Raw genomic sequence first — 18,618 nt, 5'->3', positions numbered from 1 at the left:
GGTCACGTAACCGTTCGACAGAAGGAATCGCAACATGCACAACCATCCCTATGTATCCGAAGCACATGAGGGCAAGCCATGGTTTGAATGGTGCGTACTCGGCGTCGTCGCCGTCATCACACTGCTGGTTGCTTTCGGATATACGATGGCCGCCACGGTCATACTTGCCGTGACGGCCATCATCACCGGGCTTGTTCGCCTGATTCTTCAGGACAGAAGCCCATGGAAAGTGCGCTCAGTGGCGTTCGACTCCTTCATCGGCATCGCCTTGGGAATCGGCCTGCTGATTACCTACTTCAGCTTCTTTGGACTCTTCGGCAACATCTTTTTCCGCTGAATCGCCATCAGACGAGGCGGCCTGATCGAAGAATTCGCCATCGTCGAGCGTGTCCGCGTTTGCATCGGCATCCGTCTGCGGAAGATCGGCGGCAGCCGGCACTTTGGGAGTGGTCATCATCTGCGCGATGATCATGACCAACGCCACCACAGCGGCGGCCAAGACCGGGCTAATCCAGAATACCCACAGCTGCTGCAGCGGATTTTGCGTAAGACCCTCATTCATCGCGGCCAGTGCGATGCCGGTGGAACGGGCGGGATTGAGACCGGCACCGGTAACCGGGTAGCTGATGGCGGTGGCCAGACCATAGGCAAGACCCATGGCAATGACATGACGGTCCGAGGACTCGCCGTGATCACCCAGAGAAGACATGGCGGTGGCAACGACAATCAGAGAGGCAACGACCTCGACGACAATCGCCAGCGTAATCGAGAACGTAATGCCATACTGGGTCAGCAGCGAGTAAGACACGGAGCCGTTTTCGAAACCGTTAACGGCCGGAGTCAGCCACACTTTGGCAGCTACCTGCTCGGATGTGGGCAGCAGCTTGACCACGGCGAAGCCGGCGGCGATGGCACCGATGACCTGAGCGATCACATAGAGGATGCCATCCAGGATTTTCGTCTTGGAAACCAGCACGGAGGCTACGGTGATGGCCGGATTCAGCTGGCCACCGGACACGCGGGAGAAGATGGCGGTGACTGCGGCATATGCCAAGCCGGTAGCCAACGCGAAGAACACGATATTGATGCCATACACGGCCGAACCCCATGTGGAGAAGGCGTAAATGGCAAAGCACAGCAGGAAGCTGCCGGCCAATTCGGCGCACACGCGCAGAGCCAGCGGCTGTTGCTTGGTTTCTTCCATGATTGTTCATTCCTTTTCATCTGTTGGAAGACGGGCGAACCCGCACAAACGGTTGCCAGTCTAGCAGCAGTCCTACGTTGCGGTATGATATATAGGTTGGAATTGACTGGGATTCCAGTCCGCCAACTCTGAAGTATGTATACAAATCGACAGTCTCTGCGATGACAGAATCTGTCCGGCCACGTTGGGAGAACGATGCCAAACGCATATTCCCGCGCTGCGAAAGCGCAAGACGATTCCAATTCCATTCGACTCCAGAAGCTGCTTGCCCAAGCGGGATTCGGTTCCCGCCGCAAGTGCGAGGACATGATCACCGAAGGCCGTGTCGAGGTCGACGGTGAACTGGTCACCGAGCTCGGAACTCGCGTTGACCCTCATAAGCAGCAGGTGCGCGTAGACGGTTCGCGCGTACGCGTCAATCCGAACCACGTCACTCTGGCGCTGAACAAGCCCCGCAAGGTGCTCTCCGCCATGGACGACCCGAAGGGCCGCTACACGCTGCGCGACATCGTGGGCGACAAGTACGAGCGCATCTTCCACATGGGCCGTCTCGACTACGATTCCGAGGGTCTTATCCTCATGACGAACGACGGCGAGCTCTCGCAGCACGTCATGCACCCCAAGTACGAGGTCGAGAAGACCTACGTCGCTACGCTGGAAGGCAAGATCTCCGGCACCGTGTGCCGTCGACTCGTGACCACCGGCGTGCAGCTCGACGACGGCTGGATCAAGCTCGACCACTGCGCGATCATCGACTCCTCGCGTGACCACACGATGGTCAAGGTCGTGCTGCACTCCGGCAAGAACCGCATCGTGCGACGTATCTTCGGCTCAATCGGCTTCCCGGTCAAGCGCTTGGTGCGCACCCAGATCGGCCCGATCAAGCTCGGTGATTTGAAGCCCGGTTCCTACCGCGTGCTGTCCCAGACGGAAGTCCGTTCGCTGTCCAAGGAGGTTGGTCTGTGATTCGCGTTGCCATCGACGGCCCCGCCGGCGTGGGCAAGTCGTCCACGTCCAAGGCGCTGGCCAAGTATTTCGGATACGCTTACCTTGACACGGGCGCGATGTATCGTGCCTGCGCTTGGTGGTGTCTGAAGCAGGACATCGATCTGGACGCCGAAACCGTGGATGAGCGTGTCATCACCGAAGCGGTGGGCGAGTTCTTCACCGGCGACCATTTCGATATCTCCGTGGACCCGGACAACCCCCGCGTATTCGCCGACGACGAGGACATCTCCGAGGCCATTCGTTCCTCCGAAGTCTCCAGCCATGTCTCCAAGGTGTCGAACGTCATCCCGGTGCGCAACGTGCTCATCGCCGCCCAGCGCGCCTACATCGCCCGCGAAGCGTCGGCCGACTCCTTCTCCGGGGGTTTGGGCATCGTGGCCGAGGGCCGCGATATCACCACCGTGGTGTCCCCGGACGCCGAGGTGCGCGTGCTGCTGACCGCCCGTGAGGAGGTCCGTCAGGCCCGTCGCACCGGCCAAGCCGTCAAGGGCGTGGGTGCTGAGGATGTGGCTGCGCGCGACAAGGCCGATTCCAAGGTCACCAGCTTCCTGACCGCCGCCGATGGCGTTACTACCATCGACAATTCCGATTTGGACTTCGCCCACACGCTCGATCTGCTCATCGGTCTGGTCGAGGACGCCATCGAGAACCAGGAGTACGAGCAGTATGCCGCCAATCTCGAAGGCTATGAGCTGGACGAAGGCGATGAGGATCTGATTTCCGGCCGCGGTTTCACGGAAGGCGCGCGCAAGGCCGGCCCCAAGCCGGTGGGTGTGCTGGCTGTTGTAGGCCGTCCGAACGTGGGCAAATCATCCCTGGTCAACCGTATCCTCGGCCGCCGTGCCGCCGTTGTGGAAGACACGCCGGGCGTTACGCGAGACCGTGTGAGCTATGACGCGGAATGGGCCGGCACTGACTTCAAGCTGGTGGACACGGGCGGCTGGGAAGCCGACGTGGAAGGCATTGAATCCGCCATCGCCTCACAGGCACAGGTTGCCGTGACCTTGGCCGATGCTGTGGTATTCGTTGTCGATGGTCAAGTGGGCATGACCACCACCGATGAGCGCATCGTCAAGATGCTGCGTGCCGCCGGCAAGCCGGTCGTGCTGGCCGTCAACAAGATCGACGACCAGGCCAGCGAATATCTTGCCGCCGAATTCTGGAAGCTCGGCCTCGGCGAACCATACTCGATTTCCGCCATGCACGGCAGGGGAGTGGGCGACCTGCTGGACGTCGCGCTCGACAAGCTCAAGCAGGCCGAGAAGACTTCCGGCTACCTCACGCCTTCCGGCCTGCGCCGCGTGGCTCTGGTGGGCCGCCCGAACGTGGGCAAGTCGTCTCTGCTCAATCAGCTGGCGCGCGAAGAACGTGCCGTGGTCAACGATTTGGCCGGCACTACGCGCGACCCCGTCGACGAAATCGTCAACATCGATGGCGAGGACTGGCTGTTCATCGACACGGCCGGCATCAAGCGACGCCAGCACAAGCTCACAGGCGCGGAATATTATTCCTCTCTGCGCACGCAGGCCGCCATCGAGCGCTGTGAATTGGCGCTGATCCTGTTTGATGCTTCGCAGCCGGTATCCGATCAGGATTTGAAGGTCATGTCCACAGCCGTGGATGCGGGCCGTGCGATCGTGCTCGTGTTCAATAAGTGGGATGCGATGGACGAGTTCGACAAGCAGCGTCTCGAACGCCTGTGGAACACCGAATTCGACCGTGTGATGTGGGCCGAGCGTGTGAATCTGTCCGCCAAGACCGGCTGGCACACCAACCGTCTGACGCGAGCCATGGATAAGGCCTTGGAATCCTGGGATCAGCGTATTCCTACAGGCAAGCTCAACGCCTTCCTCGGCAAAATTCAGGCCGCCCACCCGCACCCGTTGCGTGGTGGCAAGCAGCCGCGAATCCTCTTCGCCACGCAGGCATCCACGCGCCCGCCGCGTTTCGTGATCTTCGCCACCGGCTTCCTCGAGCACGGCTACCGCCGCTACATCGAGCGTTCCCTGCGCGAGGAATTCGGCTTCGAAGGCACGCCGATTCAGATCTCCGTGAACATCCGCGAGAAGAAGAAGCGGAAGTGACACGCGCGTAATTTGCCAGATTTCAAATATCTGGTAAATTATCTACTCGGTGCTTTTGCACCATCGGGCCGTAGCGCAGTTTGGTAGCGCACTTGACTGGGGGTCAAGGGGTCGCGGGTTCAAATCCCGCCGGCCCGACCGATTAGCCCCGGAATTCTGCCACTTTTGAGTGGTTGTCTTCCGGGGTTTTTCCGTTTTCAGACAATATGAGACAACATGACGACGGACTTACCTTTGTAAGCCATTCGTAATGAATTATCACCGACAATTCACCGCCTCCGCACCCCCGTCGTATGCGTTTGCCCCAAACAGGGGCTAGACTGGTTCCTATTGATTTGACGAAAGGGACCCGAATTGACCGAAATAAACGATAAGGCCCAACTGGATATCGCCGCCGCTGACGACACCGACGCCGTCACCTCGGACACCCCCGAAGAAACCGTAAACACCCCCGAAGTGGATGAGACTTTCGAGCTTTCGGCCGCCAAGATGCGCGAGCACGGCATGAGCGAAACCGCCATCAACCAGTTCCACCATTTGTATGACGTATGGCGCCATGAAGAAGCCTCCAGCTGGATTCGTGAGGACGACATCGAGCCGCTTGGCCACGTGCCCAGCTTCCACGACGTCTATGAGACCATCAACCACGACAAGGCCGTGGACGCCTTCGCCAAGACCGCATTCCTCAAGCTCAATGGCGGTCTGGGCACCTCCATGGGATTAGACAAGGCCAAGTCGCTGTTGCCGGTGCGTAGGCACAAGGCCAAGCAGATGCGCTTCATCGACATCATCATCGGTCAGGTGCTTACCGCTCGCACCCGCCTGAACGTCGAACTGCCGCTGACGTTCATGAACTCCTTCCACACTTCGGCGGACACGATGAAGGCGCTCAAGCATCATCGCAAGTTCAGCCAGCATGACGTGCCGATGGAAATCATCCAGCATCAGGAACCCAAACTCGTGGCCGCCACCGGCGAACCGGTGAGCTACCCCATGAACCCGGAGCTGGAATGGTGCCCGCCCGGCCACGGCGACCTGTTCTCCACCATCTGGGAGTCCGGCCTGCTTGACGTATTGGAGGAGCGCGGCTTCAAGTACCTGTTCATCTCCAATTCCGACAATCTCGGTGCACGCCCCTCGCGTACGTTGGCCCAGCACTTCGAAAACACAGGTGCCCCGTTTATGGCTGAAGTGGCCATCCGCACCAAGGCCGATCGCAAGGGAGGCCATATCGTGCGAGACAAGGCCACTGGTCGCCTGATCCTGCGTGAAATGAGCCAGGTCCATCCGGATGATAAGGAAGCGGCCCAAGACATCGCCAAGCATCCTTACTTCAACACCAACTCGATCTGGATTCGCATCGACGCTTTGAAAGACAAGCTCGCCGAATGCGATGGTGTGTTGCCGTTGCCGGTGATTCGTAACAAAAAGACCGTGAATCCCACGGACCCGAACTCCGAACAGGTGATTCAGCTGGAAACCGCCATGGGTGCCGCAATCGGTCTGTTCAACGGTTCCATCTGCGTCCAAGTGGATCGTATGCGCTTCCTTCCGGTGAAAACCACCAATGATTTGTTCATTATGCGTTCCGATCGCTTCCACCTGACGGACACGTATGAGATGGAAGACGGCAATTACATCTTCCCGAACGTCGAACTTGATCCGCGATACTACAAGAACATCCGCGATTTCGACGAACGGTTCCCCTACGCCGTGCCATCTTTGGCCGCAGCCAACTCGGTTTCCATTCAGGGCGACTGGACATTCGGACGTGACGTCATGATGTTCGCCGACGCCAAACTTGAAGATAAAGGCGAGCCAAGCTATGTGCCGAACGGCGAATACGTTGGTCCGCAAGGCATCGAACCGGACGATTGGGTGTGATTTACAACACGGTCGAACGATAAAAAAGATATTATTTTTGTGAAATGGCGCTCAAGTGCGGAAAAAGCCTCTAAGATAGAGTGAGTGTGAGGAAACTCATACGCACTTATAACGAAACAATAACTATACGTGAGGACTAATGGCAGAGGGCACAAGCGGACGTCGGCGTTTTTCCGACAAATGGGGCAAGCACGAGCTGGACGTACTGGCTGTGTTGTCATCCGCGTTCCCGCAATGGCTCACATCCCGCCAAATTGCGCAGCGCGTCAAGGCTTACGCCGACTCGTATGGAGAGCTGGCAGATCAGGCCGCCAAGGCCGCGTTCGCCAAGCAGTTCCAGCGTGATCGCGCCAAGCTCGCCGCTATGGGCATCGCCATCGAATCACGGCAGCCTGAGTATTCGTCCAAGTCGGAAGGCCAGGACTTCGCGTCCTACCGTCTGCAGTTGGGCGACGAACCGCGCATCCGTCTGATGTTCGAGCCGGAAGATATGCCGGTGCTTGCCGCCGCCAACTATCTGGCTCGTTCGATGTCGATTTCCTCCGAGCCGGATCAGTCCCAGCTCGCCCAACATGCGTCGCGCACCACGCCGCGTGTGCCGCAGACCCCTATTCCCGGTCTCGGTTTGGATTCGATTGCGCCTGGCTTGGGCACGCAGCCCATTCCGGACTCGCTGGTCAAGGTTATCGATTCGCGTCGCTTTGCCGCCACCGTTGATGTGGACGGCGAACACCTGAACGTGGCCTACACCGATTCCGACGATTTGGCCATGTTTGTGCTGGAGCATCCGGGTGCCACGATTGTCAGCCCGCAGGAGGCTGTGGACGCCTATCATCGCCGCCTGCACGCCGCCAGCCGATTCACTCTGGCTGACGAATCCGCCAGCCCTGTAAGCGCCTCGGTGGTTTCCCCGTCGATTAGTCGCGATGTTCGTGAGCCGGGTGATCCCGAGTCGATCAAGGCCCAGAACAAGAAGAACGGCCCCGCTTTCCAAACGGGCAGCGAGGTGGATCGTCGCCTGCGTCTGATGCTGTTCCTCTCCGCTCACCTGGGTGAGGAATTCTCGATGAGCGAGCTGGCCGAGCGCTTTATCGGCAAACCGAAGAACGACGACGAGCTCAAGAAATTCGTTAACATCATTCATAAGGACATCAACACCCTGACCACCGTTTCCGACGATGGTGAGATGGCTGGCAGCCAGTTCTTCGATATCGACTGGCCGCTGCTGGATGCCGAGGGTATTGTTTCCGCCACCAATTCGTTGGGCCTTGAACGTCTTGCCGGCATTTCGCCGCAATACCTCAGCATGCTCACCGCCTCGGTCAGCTACTTGGCGCATTCGCCGTTACTGCCGGACAAGCAGCGTGGGCAGGCCGAATCCCTGTATGAGCGTTTGCGCCGCCATGTCAGCCCGGGCCAGACCCCGTGGCTGAGCCTGACCGGCTATGAGCTGGAGCCCCGAAGCTTCTCCATCGTCAAGCGCGCGATCAACACCGATTCGCTGTTGGACATGGAGTACTCCGACGGTACCGGTAGTACCCGTCGCAAGCTGGTGGCCCCCGCCAAGATTTTCATCGACGAAGGCGTGTATTATGCCGCCGTCTACACGGATGTCGGTTCCGCCGCCCCTAAGGACAAGAAGGCCTACGTCTCCAAAGACAAGACCATCGACAAGGCGAACGGCAAGCCGCGCATCTGGCAGGTGCTGCGCTTGGCCCGTATCGAAAAGGCGGAACTGGTCAAGCCCACCAAGCAGATCAACATCCCGAACATGCCGGTGAGCGAACTGCGCAAGTGGAGTTTCGACAACGGTACCGACGCGGTGTTCATCACCGATCAGCGCGATCTGGCATTCATCAAGACATTGCCGGGCGCTACCGTCGAACAATGCGGTGCCGGTGAAAAGGTGCATCTGACCGTTTCCTCCGACTCCTGGTTCGTGGCCTTCTGCATCGCACACGCGCGTCATATCACGGCGGTCGCCCCGGAAACGTTGCGCACCATGATCGTGGCACGCGCCGAACGCGAACTGAGCATCAGCGAGAACAAGTAAGGAGCCTTTCATGCCTTGGTGGATATGGCTGATTCTGGCCCTGTTCATGCTGGCCATGATTGTTGCCGGACTCATCTATGCAGCCCTTCATGGAATCCGTGCCTTGAAAGACATGTCCGACATCGGCGGCCAACTCGGTGAACGCGTGGCCGCGATGGGGGAGTCTGGCACCTCTGCCGACACCAGCGAGCCGCCTCTGTTCACTCAGCCGCTCAGCGTGGCACAGAATCGTTATGCCGAGGCCCATGCGGACGTGATTCGCAGCAAGGCCGCCAAGCGCGAACGCCACACCCAGGCATGGGCCCGCTGGAAGCGATTCAACAACTAACGGAAAGCAGCAATGGCACGTCACCAACACCATAAGGGCAATGCCGATTCCCAGACGCTGAGCCCTTCGCAGCGGTACGCATCATTCCAAAAAGTCCAGCGCCATCGGGCGTCCGCAGCAGCGCGATTCGCCGAATCCCTGCCCTTCGAACTGGACGACTTCCAGACCGAAGCCAATGACGCGCTCGAAGCCGGCAGCAACGTACTGGTCGCGGCCCCAACCGGTGCCGGCAAAACCGTAGTGGCGGATTTTGCCATTTATCTCGCCCAGGAACGCAACGTCAAAGCCTTCTATACCACACCGATCAAAGCGCTGAGCAATCAGAAATACCATGATCTGGTCGACGTGTACGGCCCGGACAAGGTAGGCCTGCTCACCGGCGACACCTCGATCAACTCCGAGGCGGACATCGTGGTCATGACCACCGAAGTGCTGCGCAACATGCTCTACGAGCGTTCCACCACGCTGAACGCACTGCGCTACGTGATTCTCGACGAAGTGCACTATCTGGCCGACCGGTTCCGCGGGCCCGTGTGGGAGGAAGTCATCATCCACCTGCCCAAGACGGTCAAGATCGTCGGCCTGTCCGCTACCGTGTCCAACGTGGAGGATTTCTCCAACTGGATTGCCTCGGTGCGAGGCGACACCAAACTGGTGATCAGCGAACACCGCCCCGTGCCTTTGGAACAGCACGTCATCGTGCAGGCGGACGAACACACCGAGCCTGAGGTGCTGGATCTCTATCGCCGCGACGGCAACGGCGAGCAGACCACCAAGCTCAACGCCGAACTCATCAACCGGCTCGACCAGTTGGACCGCAAGGCCGCACGCCGGCGCGGCGAGGAACGCCCCGATAAGCGCAAGGGCTTCGGCAGAGGCCGCGGCGGCAAAGGCGCCAAGGGCCATGCCCCGAAAGCGGAACGCCACACCCCGCGCCGCTGGGCCGTGGTGGACGAGCTTAACTTTCTGGGAATGTTGCCCGGCATCTACTTCATCTTCTCGCGCAACGGTTGTGACCAGGCCGTGGAACAGTGTATCAACGCTGGACTGGAGCTCACCACCGATGAGGAAGTGACCAAGATTCGCCGCATCGTGGATGAGATGGTGGAGGGGCAACTCACTCAGGAAGACCTGAAAGCCCTGCAGTTCTCCAAGTTCCGCTTTGCGTTGGAAGAAGGCTTCGCTTCGCATCATGCCGGCATGATTGCCCTGTTCCGCCAGATAGTCGAACGATTGTTCGAAGAAGGTCTGGTCAAAATGGTGTTCGCCACGGAAACACTGGCCTTGGGCATCAATATGCCGGCCCGCTGCGTGGTGGTAGAGAAACTCGAGAAGTTCGACGGTACCGGTCATGTGGGCCTGACGCCCGGCGAATTCACGCAGCTCACCGGTCGTGCCGGTCGGCGCGGCATCGACACCATCGGCCACGCCATCGTGGTTGACCATCACGGTTTTGTGCCCGCCACGGCCGCCGCGCTGTCATCCAAGCGTGTCTACCCGCTGCACTCGAGCTTCCGACCCACGTTCAACATGGCCGTGAACCTGCTCAACTCCAGCGACTACGAGACCGCGCACGTTACCCTGGACCAGTCGTTTGCCCAGTGGGAGGCCAACGAATCGGCCTGGCAGCTGGAATCGCAGATCAACACACTGAAGAACGCGCTGGCCGGATACGAACAGGCGTTCGCATGCGAACACGGCGACTTCAAACAGTTCATGACCCTGCGTATGGAGCTGAGCGACATCGAAAAGGAAGGCCGCCGCAAACTGAAGCACGAAGTGTTCCTGACCGATCAGGAGCGTTCACGCGCCTTCCAGAACCTTGACCAGCGCATTCGCGATTTGCGCAAGGCGGAGCACGAGCATCCATGCCGCAACTGCCCGGACCTCCAGCAACACCTCAAGTGGGGCCACCGCTGGGCCCGCGAGACCCGCGAACTGCAGCGCGTCACCGATCGCTACGACTCCCGTACCGGGTCCGTGGCCCGTCAGTTCGATCGCATCTGCGATATTCTCACCGGGCTTGGTTACCTCGAACGTCATGTCAATGCGGCCGGCCACATTGACATGACGTTGACCGAAAAAGGCTCGCTGCTGCGCCGCATCTACAGTGAACATGACCTGGAACTGTGCGAGGCGCTGCTCGCCGGCACGTTCGACAAGCTCGACGCCAACGGACTGGCCGCTGTGCTCTCTTCACTGGTATACGAGGCCAGACGCGGGGGAGACGGCGAACCGAGGCACTACCCGGGCGGCATCTCCGGGCCCATCGCAATCGCTTCGTCCAAGCTCAAGGGCATCTGTGAAGACATCGATATCCTGTGCGAGGATCACGGTCTGGACGAGATGCAGCGGCCGGACTTCGGCATTCTCGACATCATGTATGAATGGGCGGATGGCGGTTCGCTGGGATCGTGCCTGTACGGCACCGACATGACCGGCGGCGACTTCGTGCGCACTGCCAAACGACTGGCTGACGTGCTGCAGCAGATCGCTGTCGCCCAGCCGCTGCCGTTCGACGGGGGAGAGCGGCTGGCAGGCCTCGCCCACGAAGCGGCCGACCGGGTCAATCGTGGCGTGGTGGCCTACTCCGGCGTGGACTGACGGGGGGCCGTTTGATGGGAGTTTGTCAGCCGACGTCGGAAGCTTGGAATAGCGGCCAAGTCCGAACTGTTGCGTAAATTAGTAGGGTTAAAGATCTTTCAAGGAGGATGCCGATATGGCAGAACGTAGCCTCAGGGGCATGAGCATCGGAGCGAAATCGCTGGAGTCCGACGACAACGTCGATTTCGCCGCACGAAACGATGTGGCGTATGTATGCCCGAAGGGCCACCGCACCATCCTGCCGTTTGCCGAGGGTGCCGAAATCCCGGACGAGTGGGAGTGCCGTTGTGGTTCCGTGGCCCACCGTGAGGGCGACGCCGACCGTGAGGGCGACGAGATCAGCAAACCCACCCGCACCCACTGGGACATGCTGCTGGAACGCCGTAGCGAAGAGGAACTGGCCACCCTACTCGAAAAGCGCCTGCAAATGCACCGTGACGGTTGGATTCCTGACTACGAGTGATCTCCTACTGAACAACACGTGAACTTGATGCCCAGTCATCCCGACTGGGCATAATCATTGTTGGAACAAGTCGCATATCGTTTGACGACCATTCAAAGCAGTCGACATGAACAAAGGGGAGTGGAATCTCAATGGCACAGCATCCGATGAAAGTGGTCCTGTTGGACCTCGACGGCACGCTTACCAAGTCCGACGGCGGCATCATCGCCTCCGTCGTCAAGACGTTCGAGGAATTGGGTCGCCCGGTTCCCGACGATGCCGAGCTGCATCGTTTCATTGGTCCGGCCATCATCGAATCGCTGCGACGCAACCATGTGCCGGAGGATGAGCTTGACCGGGCGGTCACCATCTACCGCAGCTACTATGCGGATCGCGCCGTGTTCGATGATCCGAACGAGCCCGGCAACAAAGTTCCCGGCCGCTTGGTGAACGTCGTGTTTCCCGGTATCCGCGAACAGCTGCTCAAGCTGCGTGCCGACGGCTATTATCTGGCGTTGGCCAGCTGCAAGCCCGAGTACCAATGCGTTCCGATCTGTGAGCATTTCCATCTGACCGAGCTGTTGGACGGCATCTATGGCGCATCCAGGGATAACTCTCGTTTGGACAAGGATCAGGTGATTCGGTACTGCTTCGACAAAATCGGTTTTGATGCTGCAGCGGGGGACAAGGCCGTGATGATCGGCGACCGCTACACCGACATCGACGGCGCCCACGCCTGCAATCTGGACGCCATTGGCTGCCGCTGGGGCTACGCTCCGGCCGGTGAGATGGAAGAACACGGTGCCTACGAAATCATCGAGAAGCCCGAGCAGATCGAAGAAGCCGTAAACCGTTATTTCCAAACACACTGAAACACAACGGCGAGGACTTCTTCATGATGGGATGCGATGGAGCCTGCGCCGCGGGCTTCGACCTGGTTTTCATCGGTTTGCCATTGCTGTCGCTGTATGAGATTCCCATGCTGATATGGTTCATTTGGCGAGCATTCCACTGGAAACGAGATGACAAGGATTGGCTGAAAGGCACGGCGATTCTTGCAATTGCGGTGGTCGCTCCGGTGCTCCTTTGGCTGTCGGCCTGGTATGCTCCGGTGCTCCTTTGGCTGTCGGCCTTGGTATGCGTGGACTAGTTGATACAGGCGACCGAATCCTTGTCAAGGATAACTAATCTGACATAACGTACACTAAGTCAGCCGGCACCACGGAATGGCGGAATCACGCGCATCTGGAGAACATCATACACGGCATGTGTGCCTAAGTGTGCCTATCCGTGTCGGACTCACAGCAAGGCCACCCAATCCTCCAGATCCGACCTGCGGATCCTGGCGGTCGTGGACCCCTTCTCGAAATGCCTCAGATCGCCGTGCACGACCGCGGCGCGCACCACCTTCTCCGGAATGCCGCACAGGGCCGCCGCCTCGGGGACGGTCAGCGCGAGACGATGCTCGACGGGGACGAACGGCTTGTCGGCCATGTCAGGCTCCTTACGACGGGAAACACGATGGACACCCATGGATATGCGTTTCCCGCAAAGGACGTCCGGGACCCGCGTCCGGAGGCGGACGGACGCCATACGTCACATGACGGCCGACATGGACGCCCTCTCCCTCAGCTGCGCGTACGCGTCATGCAGGATGAGATTGCCCGGCACGGTCGCCAGCAGGAACGCGAGCACCGCGGCCACGATCGAACGGACCAGGCCCTTCACCAGCCTGACCGCCACCCTGAACGCGATCCAGGCGACGAGCAGGCCCACGGCCAGCGTGACCGCGCCCCTCGCCCCGACGGGCAGCATGCCATACCAGGCCACGACGGAATCAAACATGACGGAACCCCTTTCCGGACGTCCTCCACCGAACCCGTCATATGCGTCCCGGTTCTGACGCATACGCGCGTGCATGGAAACCCCATTGCACGACTACCAGAAACAGGCCATCCGGTTCGCCCTGAAGGCGTTCGCCTCCCCGTCCCGCGGATGCGGCCTGTTCCTCGAACCCGGGCTCGGCAAGACGCTGACCAGCATCGCCGTCATGGACATCATGCACGCGGCCGACCCGCACGCCCGGTTCCTCGTCATAGCGCCCGCATTGGTGGCCCGCAACTCGTGGCCCGACGAGCTCGAACGCTGGAAGGGCATGCACTCCCTGACCTGGGCGGTCGCCGTCGGCACGCCGCGGCAACGGTCGCAGGCGCTGGACGCCGGCGCGGACGTGACCGTCATCGGGCAGGACAACCTCAAATGGCTGGACGGGAAGGTGGGGGACTGGCCGTGGACGGGCCTCGTCGTGGACGAACTGTCCGGCTACAAGACGCCCCGCTCCAACCGGGGGCTCGTATTGCGCCGTCATGCGAGGAAGGCCCGTTGGGCGCTCGGACTGACCGGCACGCCCGCCACCAAAAACCTATTGGACCTGTGGGGCGAAATCGCGGTCATCGACCGGTCCGAAACGTTGGAACGGTCCATGACCCGCTACCGGGAACGCTGGTTCACGCCCACCCGGTACATCGACATGGGCGGCCGCCGGCAGCCCATCGACTACACGCCCCGCGACGGCGCCCAACAGGAGATCCTCGACCTCATCGAACCGTTCTGCCTCTCCATGAAGGCAAGCGACAAACTGCCCGGACTCCCGTCCCTGATCGAGACCGACCATTGGCTCGACATGCCGAAACCGACCCGGGACACGTACGACCGGCTGCGTCGGCAGATGGTCGCCGACCTGGATGACGGGACGACCGTCACCGTCGCCAACGCGGGCGTCCTGACCGCGAAGCTGGCCCAACTGACGTGCGGCTGCCTGTACCCGGACGCGGACGATCCGGAAGGGACGATCCGGCACGTGGACGACGTGAAGCTCGACGCGTTGGCGGACATCATATCAGCGGCGGACGGCCCGGTGCTCGTGTTCTACCAGTTCACCGACGAATTGGAGCGCATGCGCGCACGCTTCCCCGGCATGCGCGAGGTGCATGAGCAAGGCGTGCTGGAGGAATGGCGCAACGGCCGCGTCCCGCTCCTGGCCGCCCACCCCCAGGCCGCGAAATACGGGCTGAACATCCAGGACGGGGGACACGAGATCGTGTGGACCAGCCTGCCCTGGTCGTTCGACGACTACCGTCAGGCATGCGACCGATTACACCGTCAGGGGCAGAAAAGGACGGTGCGCGTCCACCGGTTATTGGAGTCGAACACCGTGGACCGTCGCAAGCTCGACGTATTGACCGGCCGCATGATGCTGCACGAGGCGGTCATGGACGCATTGGAAGGAGAGACGGCGGGCGTTAATATTTGATATGCGAATCAAGCAGGGAGACCAGTCCGGGCGGGATCGCGGCGAACATGTCCGGAACACACACGGAATCGATCATCGCGCGAAGCGATGGTATGTCCATGCAGGTCACGCCACCCGGCCATACGGCAGTGGTCATATCGGGGGTCCCATGCCCGCCCGGCGGGGTCACGCACACCACCCAATACGATACGACGCCGTATCGGGCCAGCAGACCCTGCCACCGTTCCCGCTGCTCCCACATGTTCGGGCTCATCGATGTCCACGCGCGGCCCGCGGAGTCAAGCACGAACGCGCGTCTCGCCCGGCTGACGCGCGCCAGATGCCACGCATCCACATTCACGTAACTCGTGTCCGAACCGCCCTTGTACCGTTTCGCGTCGACGAACCATGCGACAGGCCTGCCGTCGGGACGAATCCCGACCAGCACGCAGTCGATGTCACTGTCCGACAGGCGCAGGCATTCGTCGAAACCGTACAGGCTCCACCATGACAAGACTCGCGGCCGGCCGGCCATGATCGCGCGGGCCAGCAGGCTTTCCCCCCATATGCCCGCGCCTATCTGATCCGCGGTGAACGAGGAGTCTTCCAGACCCGAGCCGGGCACGCCGCGCACAAGCCCATATGTCGCCAAGCCGTTCAGATCCACGGTCGCGGCGACCCCGCGGATGTTGTCCCCCATGCCGCCCGCATCATGCGTCACGCACCGCCATCCCATCCATCCACGCGCATCGGGCATTATCCCGTATCGTGCGGCGACGTGCGCCACGTCCGCGGGCGAAGGCTCCATGTTCGCGTATTCGCTCCGATGCGAGACGAACACGCCTCCTTGCGCGCGTTTCCTGTTATGCCGACGCTGGAGGATGATCGCGATGACGGGGATGAACGGCAGGGCGATCATGCCGAGAAGGAACAGTAGGGCAAAGATCAGTATGAATCCGGTCACGGTCGCCCATGATACCGTTTCCCTCCGTCATGGATCTCCGTCAACGTCGTTTCGGCATGGGATATGTCCTGTCGAACCAGTCGCCTGCCTGTTCGGCCATGGCGTCCGGATCATACCCGTCGCCCCACGCCCCGGCATCGTTGCGCGCCGATTCGACGAGCATGCCGCGCGCGTAGTCGCGGGCCTGGGAGCGGGTCATGGTCTCGCCCTCCAGCGTGTAGGTGCGGCGGCGCGGATGACGCACGAAGTCAGCGTACAGGCGCGCGTTCGGGCCCGGGTACGATCCGGCGACGCTCGAAACGCTTCCCTCGACCGGATCGTCGCCCAGAAGACGGCGCAATTGTCCTGCATGCGAGGTTTCGGAGGGTGGACGCTGGCACGTGCCGGTCGGCCGGTCGGCGCGTTCCGCCTCGCCCATGCGCCCGTCGTAATAGGAGGAGGGCGGCGTCACGTCCATGCCCCCGGACGCGCCCGTGCCCCCGTCATACGTGCCCGCATACCCTTGGGGCAGTCCGGACGGCCTGTGGCTTCTCCCATGCGCGTCAACGGTCATGACCGGTCTCCTTTCCCTCGGGAAAACAACGTTCATCGCCTCGCTATGCGAGGGCGTGGGCCTTGTCGAGAATGTCGGACACGGCGCGCAGATACTCGTCGTACGTGCCCCCACGGCCCGGGATCCGGTCCCATGCGGCGCGCAGCATGCCCGGATCGTGCACGTCCCCGGCCCGCGACCAGCGGCCGAGCCGCATGCCCGCCCGGATCATGCCCACATCCATGCCCAGCGAGTGGAGGATCTCCACGGCCCCCAGCATCGGCCGGCCGGCCGCCAGGGCCTGGCTCGCCCGCGGATCGTCCAATATGAGGTCGAGGCGGCCCGCCACCCCGTCCAGGACGCCGCCCGCGGATTCGAGGCGCGCGGACCTGACGTCCACGCCCAATACGGCCAGATCCGTGTCGGTCAGACGGTTCAGCATGGCGGGCGTGATCCCATGCCGTTCGAGCCATTCCGCGGTCACCTCGAACGGCATGCCGCCCGTATGGTCCATGAGCGCCGGATCATGATCCTCGTCCACATCCTCCAACGGGGCGAAACGACGCCGCTTCGATCCGAACAGCGCCTCCCATTCCGGCAGGCCGCCGCATGCGAGCAGGTTCGACGAGCCCGGATGCGAGTTGCGCCCGTCATGGTAGGGCAGGAACACCATGCTGCTCACGCCGCGCTCCATCTGACCATGGATATGCGCGTCCACCGCCTCGTCCCACAGGCGTTCCCTGACCGGCCGGGAGGGGTGGGCGGACGCATGATCGTTACGGTATTCGGCGAGACGTTTCTCATAGGCGGCGCCGGCGCGCAGCAGTTTGACGCTCACGCCCAGCTCCCTGTGGAGGATCGCCTCCTTGCTGCACCGTTTGCAGATCATGGTCAGCAGCGTGGGCGTGACCGTCTGCCCCTTCGCCATGCATCGCATGGCCTGGTCCTCGACCCATTCGCGCACCAGGTCGGAGGCGCGCGCGTCGTCGCGCAGCAGGGCGGCGACCCGGCCCGCCGGCGAGTTCGACCGGGCCGGGTCGGCGTATCGGCTGATGATCCGCTCCCATTGCGCGGGAGTGCATGCGAGGTTATCGTCTGACATGCGGGCGCGTATGCGTCCCGGGACACATACCATGCGTTTCGCCACCACCCCGCATCCCGGCCGGCGCAAGGCGACACGCCGTACGCGGACGACCCGCATAGCCGGCCGTCATGTTCGACGCTTTCGACGAATCATGGTGGTCGGCGGGATCGGCCCTCAACTGGTGGGACAGCCGCGTGGCCGACCCTCCCGCATGGCTCCCCGACCGGGAGAGGGCGCTCGCATGGCTGGAACGGCATGCCCCCGTCACGGGGGCGGCGCTCGCGCTCATCCGCTCGCACAGGACCTGCGAGACAAGCCAACTCCACGAGCTCGACCCGCGGCTGCCCGCCGACCCGCGGTCCACGCTGTGGATGATGCTCGCCGGCATGCGCCTCATCGACCTGGGCTTCCCCATCAACGTGAACGGGCGCGGCGGATGGGGGCCGAAAAGCGCGGGCTTCATGGCCGTCCGCCTGCCCGTCCACCACGCGATCGACCCGGAACTGCGCCGGCTGGGCCTCACGCCCGTCGAGATCGCGGACATCGGGCCGGGCCCTTTGCGCGGGCAACGCCAGTACGACCGGCACAACCTGATCTGCACGGGGCTCGCCATCCGCGCCCGGCGCGACGGGTGGCTGACCGCGGGGGAGGCGTGGTGCCGGTTCGACCGGATCTGCGATGATCCGATCATGGGCCATGGCGGCCCCGATCTGGCGCTCATCGGCGAGGGCCTGCTCGTATGCGTGGAACTGACCGCGTCCACCGGACAGTCATTGGAGACGAAGTTCCGCCGGTGGGACAGGGTGCTCGACCATCCGGCCTGCCGGAACACGCATGTCCTGTGGCTGTCGGCCGGCCGCGGCGACGGGAACACGGGGATCCTGGAACGGTTGGACGGCTTGTGCGCGGCACGCTCCCGCCAGCATGCGGGCGACGCGGCGTCCGTCATGGCCGGCGGTTTCATGACGGACGGGTGGACGCCCTCACCCGGCATTCCCGTCCCCCTGGACGGGTGGACGGGACATGACATGGACAGGCTCGGCCGCGTGTTCGGCCTGCCGAACGCCGCCTCATGGCGGCTGCCGGAGCGCATGCGCGGGCATTGGCATGGCTGAGCGACAGGCGGGTGGCCGGAACGC

General features: G+C 61.8%; 18 protein-coding genes and 1 tRNA gene. 13 read left to right on the top strand and 6 right to left on the bottom strand.

Annotated elements, in window-relative coordinates:
• Positions 1–34 precede the first annotated feature (34 nt).
• Complete coding sequence (locus BLLJ_RS10450) at positions 35–337, top strand: hypothetical protein (protein ID WP_008783527.1); 303 nt, start codon at positions 35–37, stop codon at positions 335–337.
• Here the strand turns inward: BLLJ_RS10450 and BLLJ_RS05545 are convergent.
• Positions 236–1,204: an MIP/aquaporin family protein gene (locus tag BLLJ_RS05545; protein WP_007055750.1), complete on the bottom strand. Its 969-nt coding sequence runs from the start codon at positions 1,202–1,204 to the stop codon at positions 236–238. The genes BLLJ_RS10450 and BLLJ_RS05545 overlap by 102 nt on opposite strands.
• Positions 1,205–1,399: 195 nt before the next feature.
• On the opposite strand from BLLJ_RS05545, the gene BLLJ_RS05540 reads away from it, so the two are divergent.
• The 10 genes from BLLJ_RS05540 to BLLJ_RS05495 all read left to right on the top strand — a co-directional run bounded on the left by BLLJ_RS05540 (position 1,400) and on the right by BLLJ_RS05495 (position 12,757).
• A complete protein-coding gene (locus BLLJ_RS05540; protein WP_007052866.1) occupies positions 1,400–2,170 on the top strand; it encodes a pseudouridine synthase in 771 nt (256 codons plus the stop codon).
• A complete protein-coding gene (gene der, locus BLLJ_RS05535; protein WP_007055764.1) occupies positions 2,167–4,296 on the top strand; it encodes a bifunctional cytidylate kinase/GTPase Der in 2,130 nt (709 codons plus the stop codon). The genes BLLJ_RS05540 and der overlap by 4 nt, the downstream gene beginning before the upstream one ends.
• Before the next feature lie 64 nt (positions 4,297–4,360).
• Positions 4,361–4,434 (top strand) — tRNA-Pro (locus tag BLLJ_RS05530).
• 216 nt (positions 4,435–4,650) lie between these two features.
• The gene (locus BLLJ_RS05525) at positions 4,651–6,180 is read left to right on the top strand and encodes a UTP--glucose-1-phosphate uridylyltransferase (RefSeq protein ID WP_007057075.1); all 1,530 of its coding nucleotides are present in this window, start codon (positions 4,651–4,653) and stop codon (positions 6,178–6,180) included.
• Positions 6,181–6,319: 139 nt separating this feature from the next.
• The gene (locus BLLJ_RS05520; RefSeq protein WP_007052869.1) at positions 6,320–8,233 is read left to right on the top strand and encodes a helix-turn-helix transcriptional regulator; all 1,914 of its coding nucleotides are present in this window, start codon (positions 6,320–6,322) and stop codon (positions 8,231–8,233) included.
• Positions 8,234–8,243: 10 nt separating this feature from the next.
• On the top strand, positions 8,244–8,561 hold the full coding sequence (locus tag BLLJ_RS05515; protein WP_007052870.1) for a hypothetical protein: 318 nt from the start codon (positions 8,244–8,246) through the stop codon (positions 8,559–8,561).
• Between the two features lie 12 nt (positions 8,562–8,573).
• Positions 8,574–11,165 carry a DEAD/DEAH box helicase gene (locus BLLJ_RS05510; protein WP_007057119.1) on the top strand — a complete coding sequence of 864 codons (2,592 nt, stop codon included), beginning with the start codon at positions 8,574–8,576 and terminating at the stop codon, positions 11,163–11,165.
• 115 nt (positions 11,166–11,280) lie between these two features.
• On the top strand, positions 11,281–11,628 hold the full coding sequence (locus BLLJ_RS05505) for an RNA polymerase-binding protein RbpA (protein WP_007052872.1): 348 nt from the start codon (positions 11,281–11,283) through the stop codon (positions 11,626–11,628).
• Positions 11,629–11,759: 131 nt separating this feature from the next.
• The gene (locus BLLJ_RS05500; RefSeq protein ID WP_007052873.1) at positions 11,760–12,479 is read left to right on the top strand and encodes an HAD family hydrolase; all 720 of its coding nucleotides are present in this window, start codon (positions 11,760–11,762) and stop codon (positions 12,477–12,479) included.
• Positions 12,480–12,502: 23 nt separating this feature from the next.
• Complete coding sequence (locus tag BLLJ_RS05495) at positions 12,503–12,757, top strand: hypothetical protein (protein ID WP_007052874.1); 255 nt, start codon at positions 12,503–12,505, stop codon at positions 12,755–12,757.
• A 149-nt stretch (positions 12,758–12,906) separates the two neighbouring features.
• Here the strand turns inward: BLLJ_RS05495 and BLLJ_RS05490 are convergent, their stop codons facing one another.
• Both BLLJ_RS05490 and BLLJ_RS05485 read right to left on the bottom strand, forming a co-directional pair.
• Positions 12,907–13,101, bottom strand: a complete 195-nt coding sequence (locus BLLJ_RS05490; RefSeq protein ID WP_013582762.1) for a helix-turn-helix domain-containing protein — start codon at positions 13,099–13,101, stop codon at positions 12,907–12,909.
• A gap of 102 nt (positions 13,102–13,203) precedes the next feature.
• Positions 13,204–13,452 (bottom strand): hypothetical protein, encoded by a 249-nt coding sequence (locus BLLJ_RS05485; RefSeq protein WP_013582761.1) that lies wholly within the window; start codon positions 13,450–13,452, stop codon positions 13,204–13,206.
• A gap of 73 nt (positions 13,453–13,525) precedes the next feature.
• Here BLLJ_RS05485 and BLLJ_RS05480 point away from each other — a divergent pair, with 73 nt between their 5' ends.
• Positions 13,526–14,920, top strand: a complete 1,395-nt coding sequence (locus BLLJ_RS05480) for an SNF2-related protein (RefSeq protein WP_032740836.1) — start codon at positions 13,526–13,528, stop codon at positions 14,918–14,920.
• Here the strand turns inward: BLLJ_RS05480 and BLLJ_RS11445 are convergent.
• Genes BLLJ_RS11445 through BLLJ_RS05465 form a run of 3 tightly spaced genes read right to left on the bottom strand, consistent with a single transcriptional unit; the run spans position 14,910 to position 17,497 of the window.
• The gene (locus tag BLLJ_RS11445; RefSeq protein ID WP_013582759.1) at positions 14,910–15,863 is read right to left on the bottom strand and encodes a hypothetical protein; all 954 of its coding nucleotides are present in this window, start codon (positions 15,861–15,863) and stop codon (positions 14,910–14,912) included. The two genes, BLLJ_RS05480 and BLLJ_RS11445, sit on opposite strands and share 11 nt — an antisense overlap.
• A 40-nt stretch (positions 15,864–15,903) precedes the next feature.
• Positions 15,904–16,416 carry a hypothetical protein gene (locus tag BLLJ_RS05470; RefSeq protein WP_013582758.1) on the bottom strand — a complete coding sequence of 171 codons (513 nt, stop codon included), beginning with the start codon at positions 16,414–16,416 and terminating at the stop codon, positions 15,904–15,906.
• A gap of 43 nt (positions 16,417–16,459) precedes the next feature.
• Complete coding sequence (locus BLLJ_RS05465) at positions 16,460–17,497, bottom strand: hypothetical protein (RefSeq protein WP_230473329.1); 1,038 nt, start codon at positions 17,495–17,497, stop codon at positions 16,460–16,462.
• A gap of 110 nt (positions 17,498–17,607) precedes the next feature.
• Here BLLJ_RS05465 and BLLJ_RS05460 point away from each other — a divergent pair, with 110 nt between their 5' ends.
• Positions 17,608–18,594: a hypothetical protein gene (locus BLLJ_RS05460; RefSeq protein WP_016507685.1), complete on the top strand. Its 987-nt coding sequence runs from the start codon at positions 17,608–17,610 to the stop codon at positions 18,592–18,594.
• The last annotated feature ends 24 nt before the right edge of the window (positions 18,595–18,618 follow it).

The sequence above is a fragment of the Bifidobacterium longum subsp. longum JCM 1217 genome (assembly GCF_000196555.1).
Lineage (GTDB): Bacteria > Actinomycetota > Actinomycetes > Actinomycetales > Bifidobacteriaceae > Bifidobacterium > Bifidobacterium longum.
Note: the sequence above shows the minus strand (reverse complement) of the source record. Positions and strands in the feature narration are given on the sequence as shown.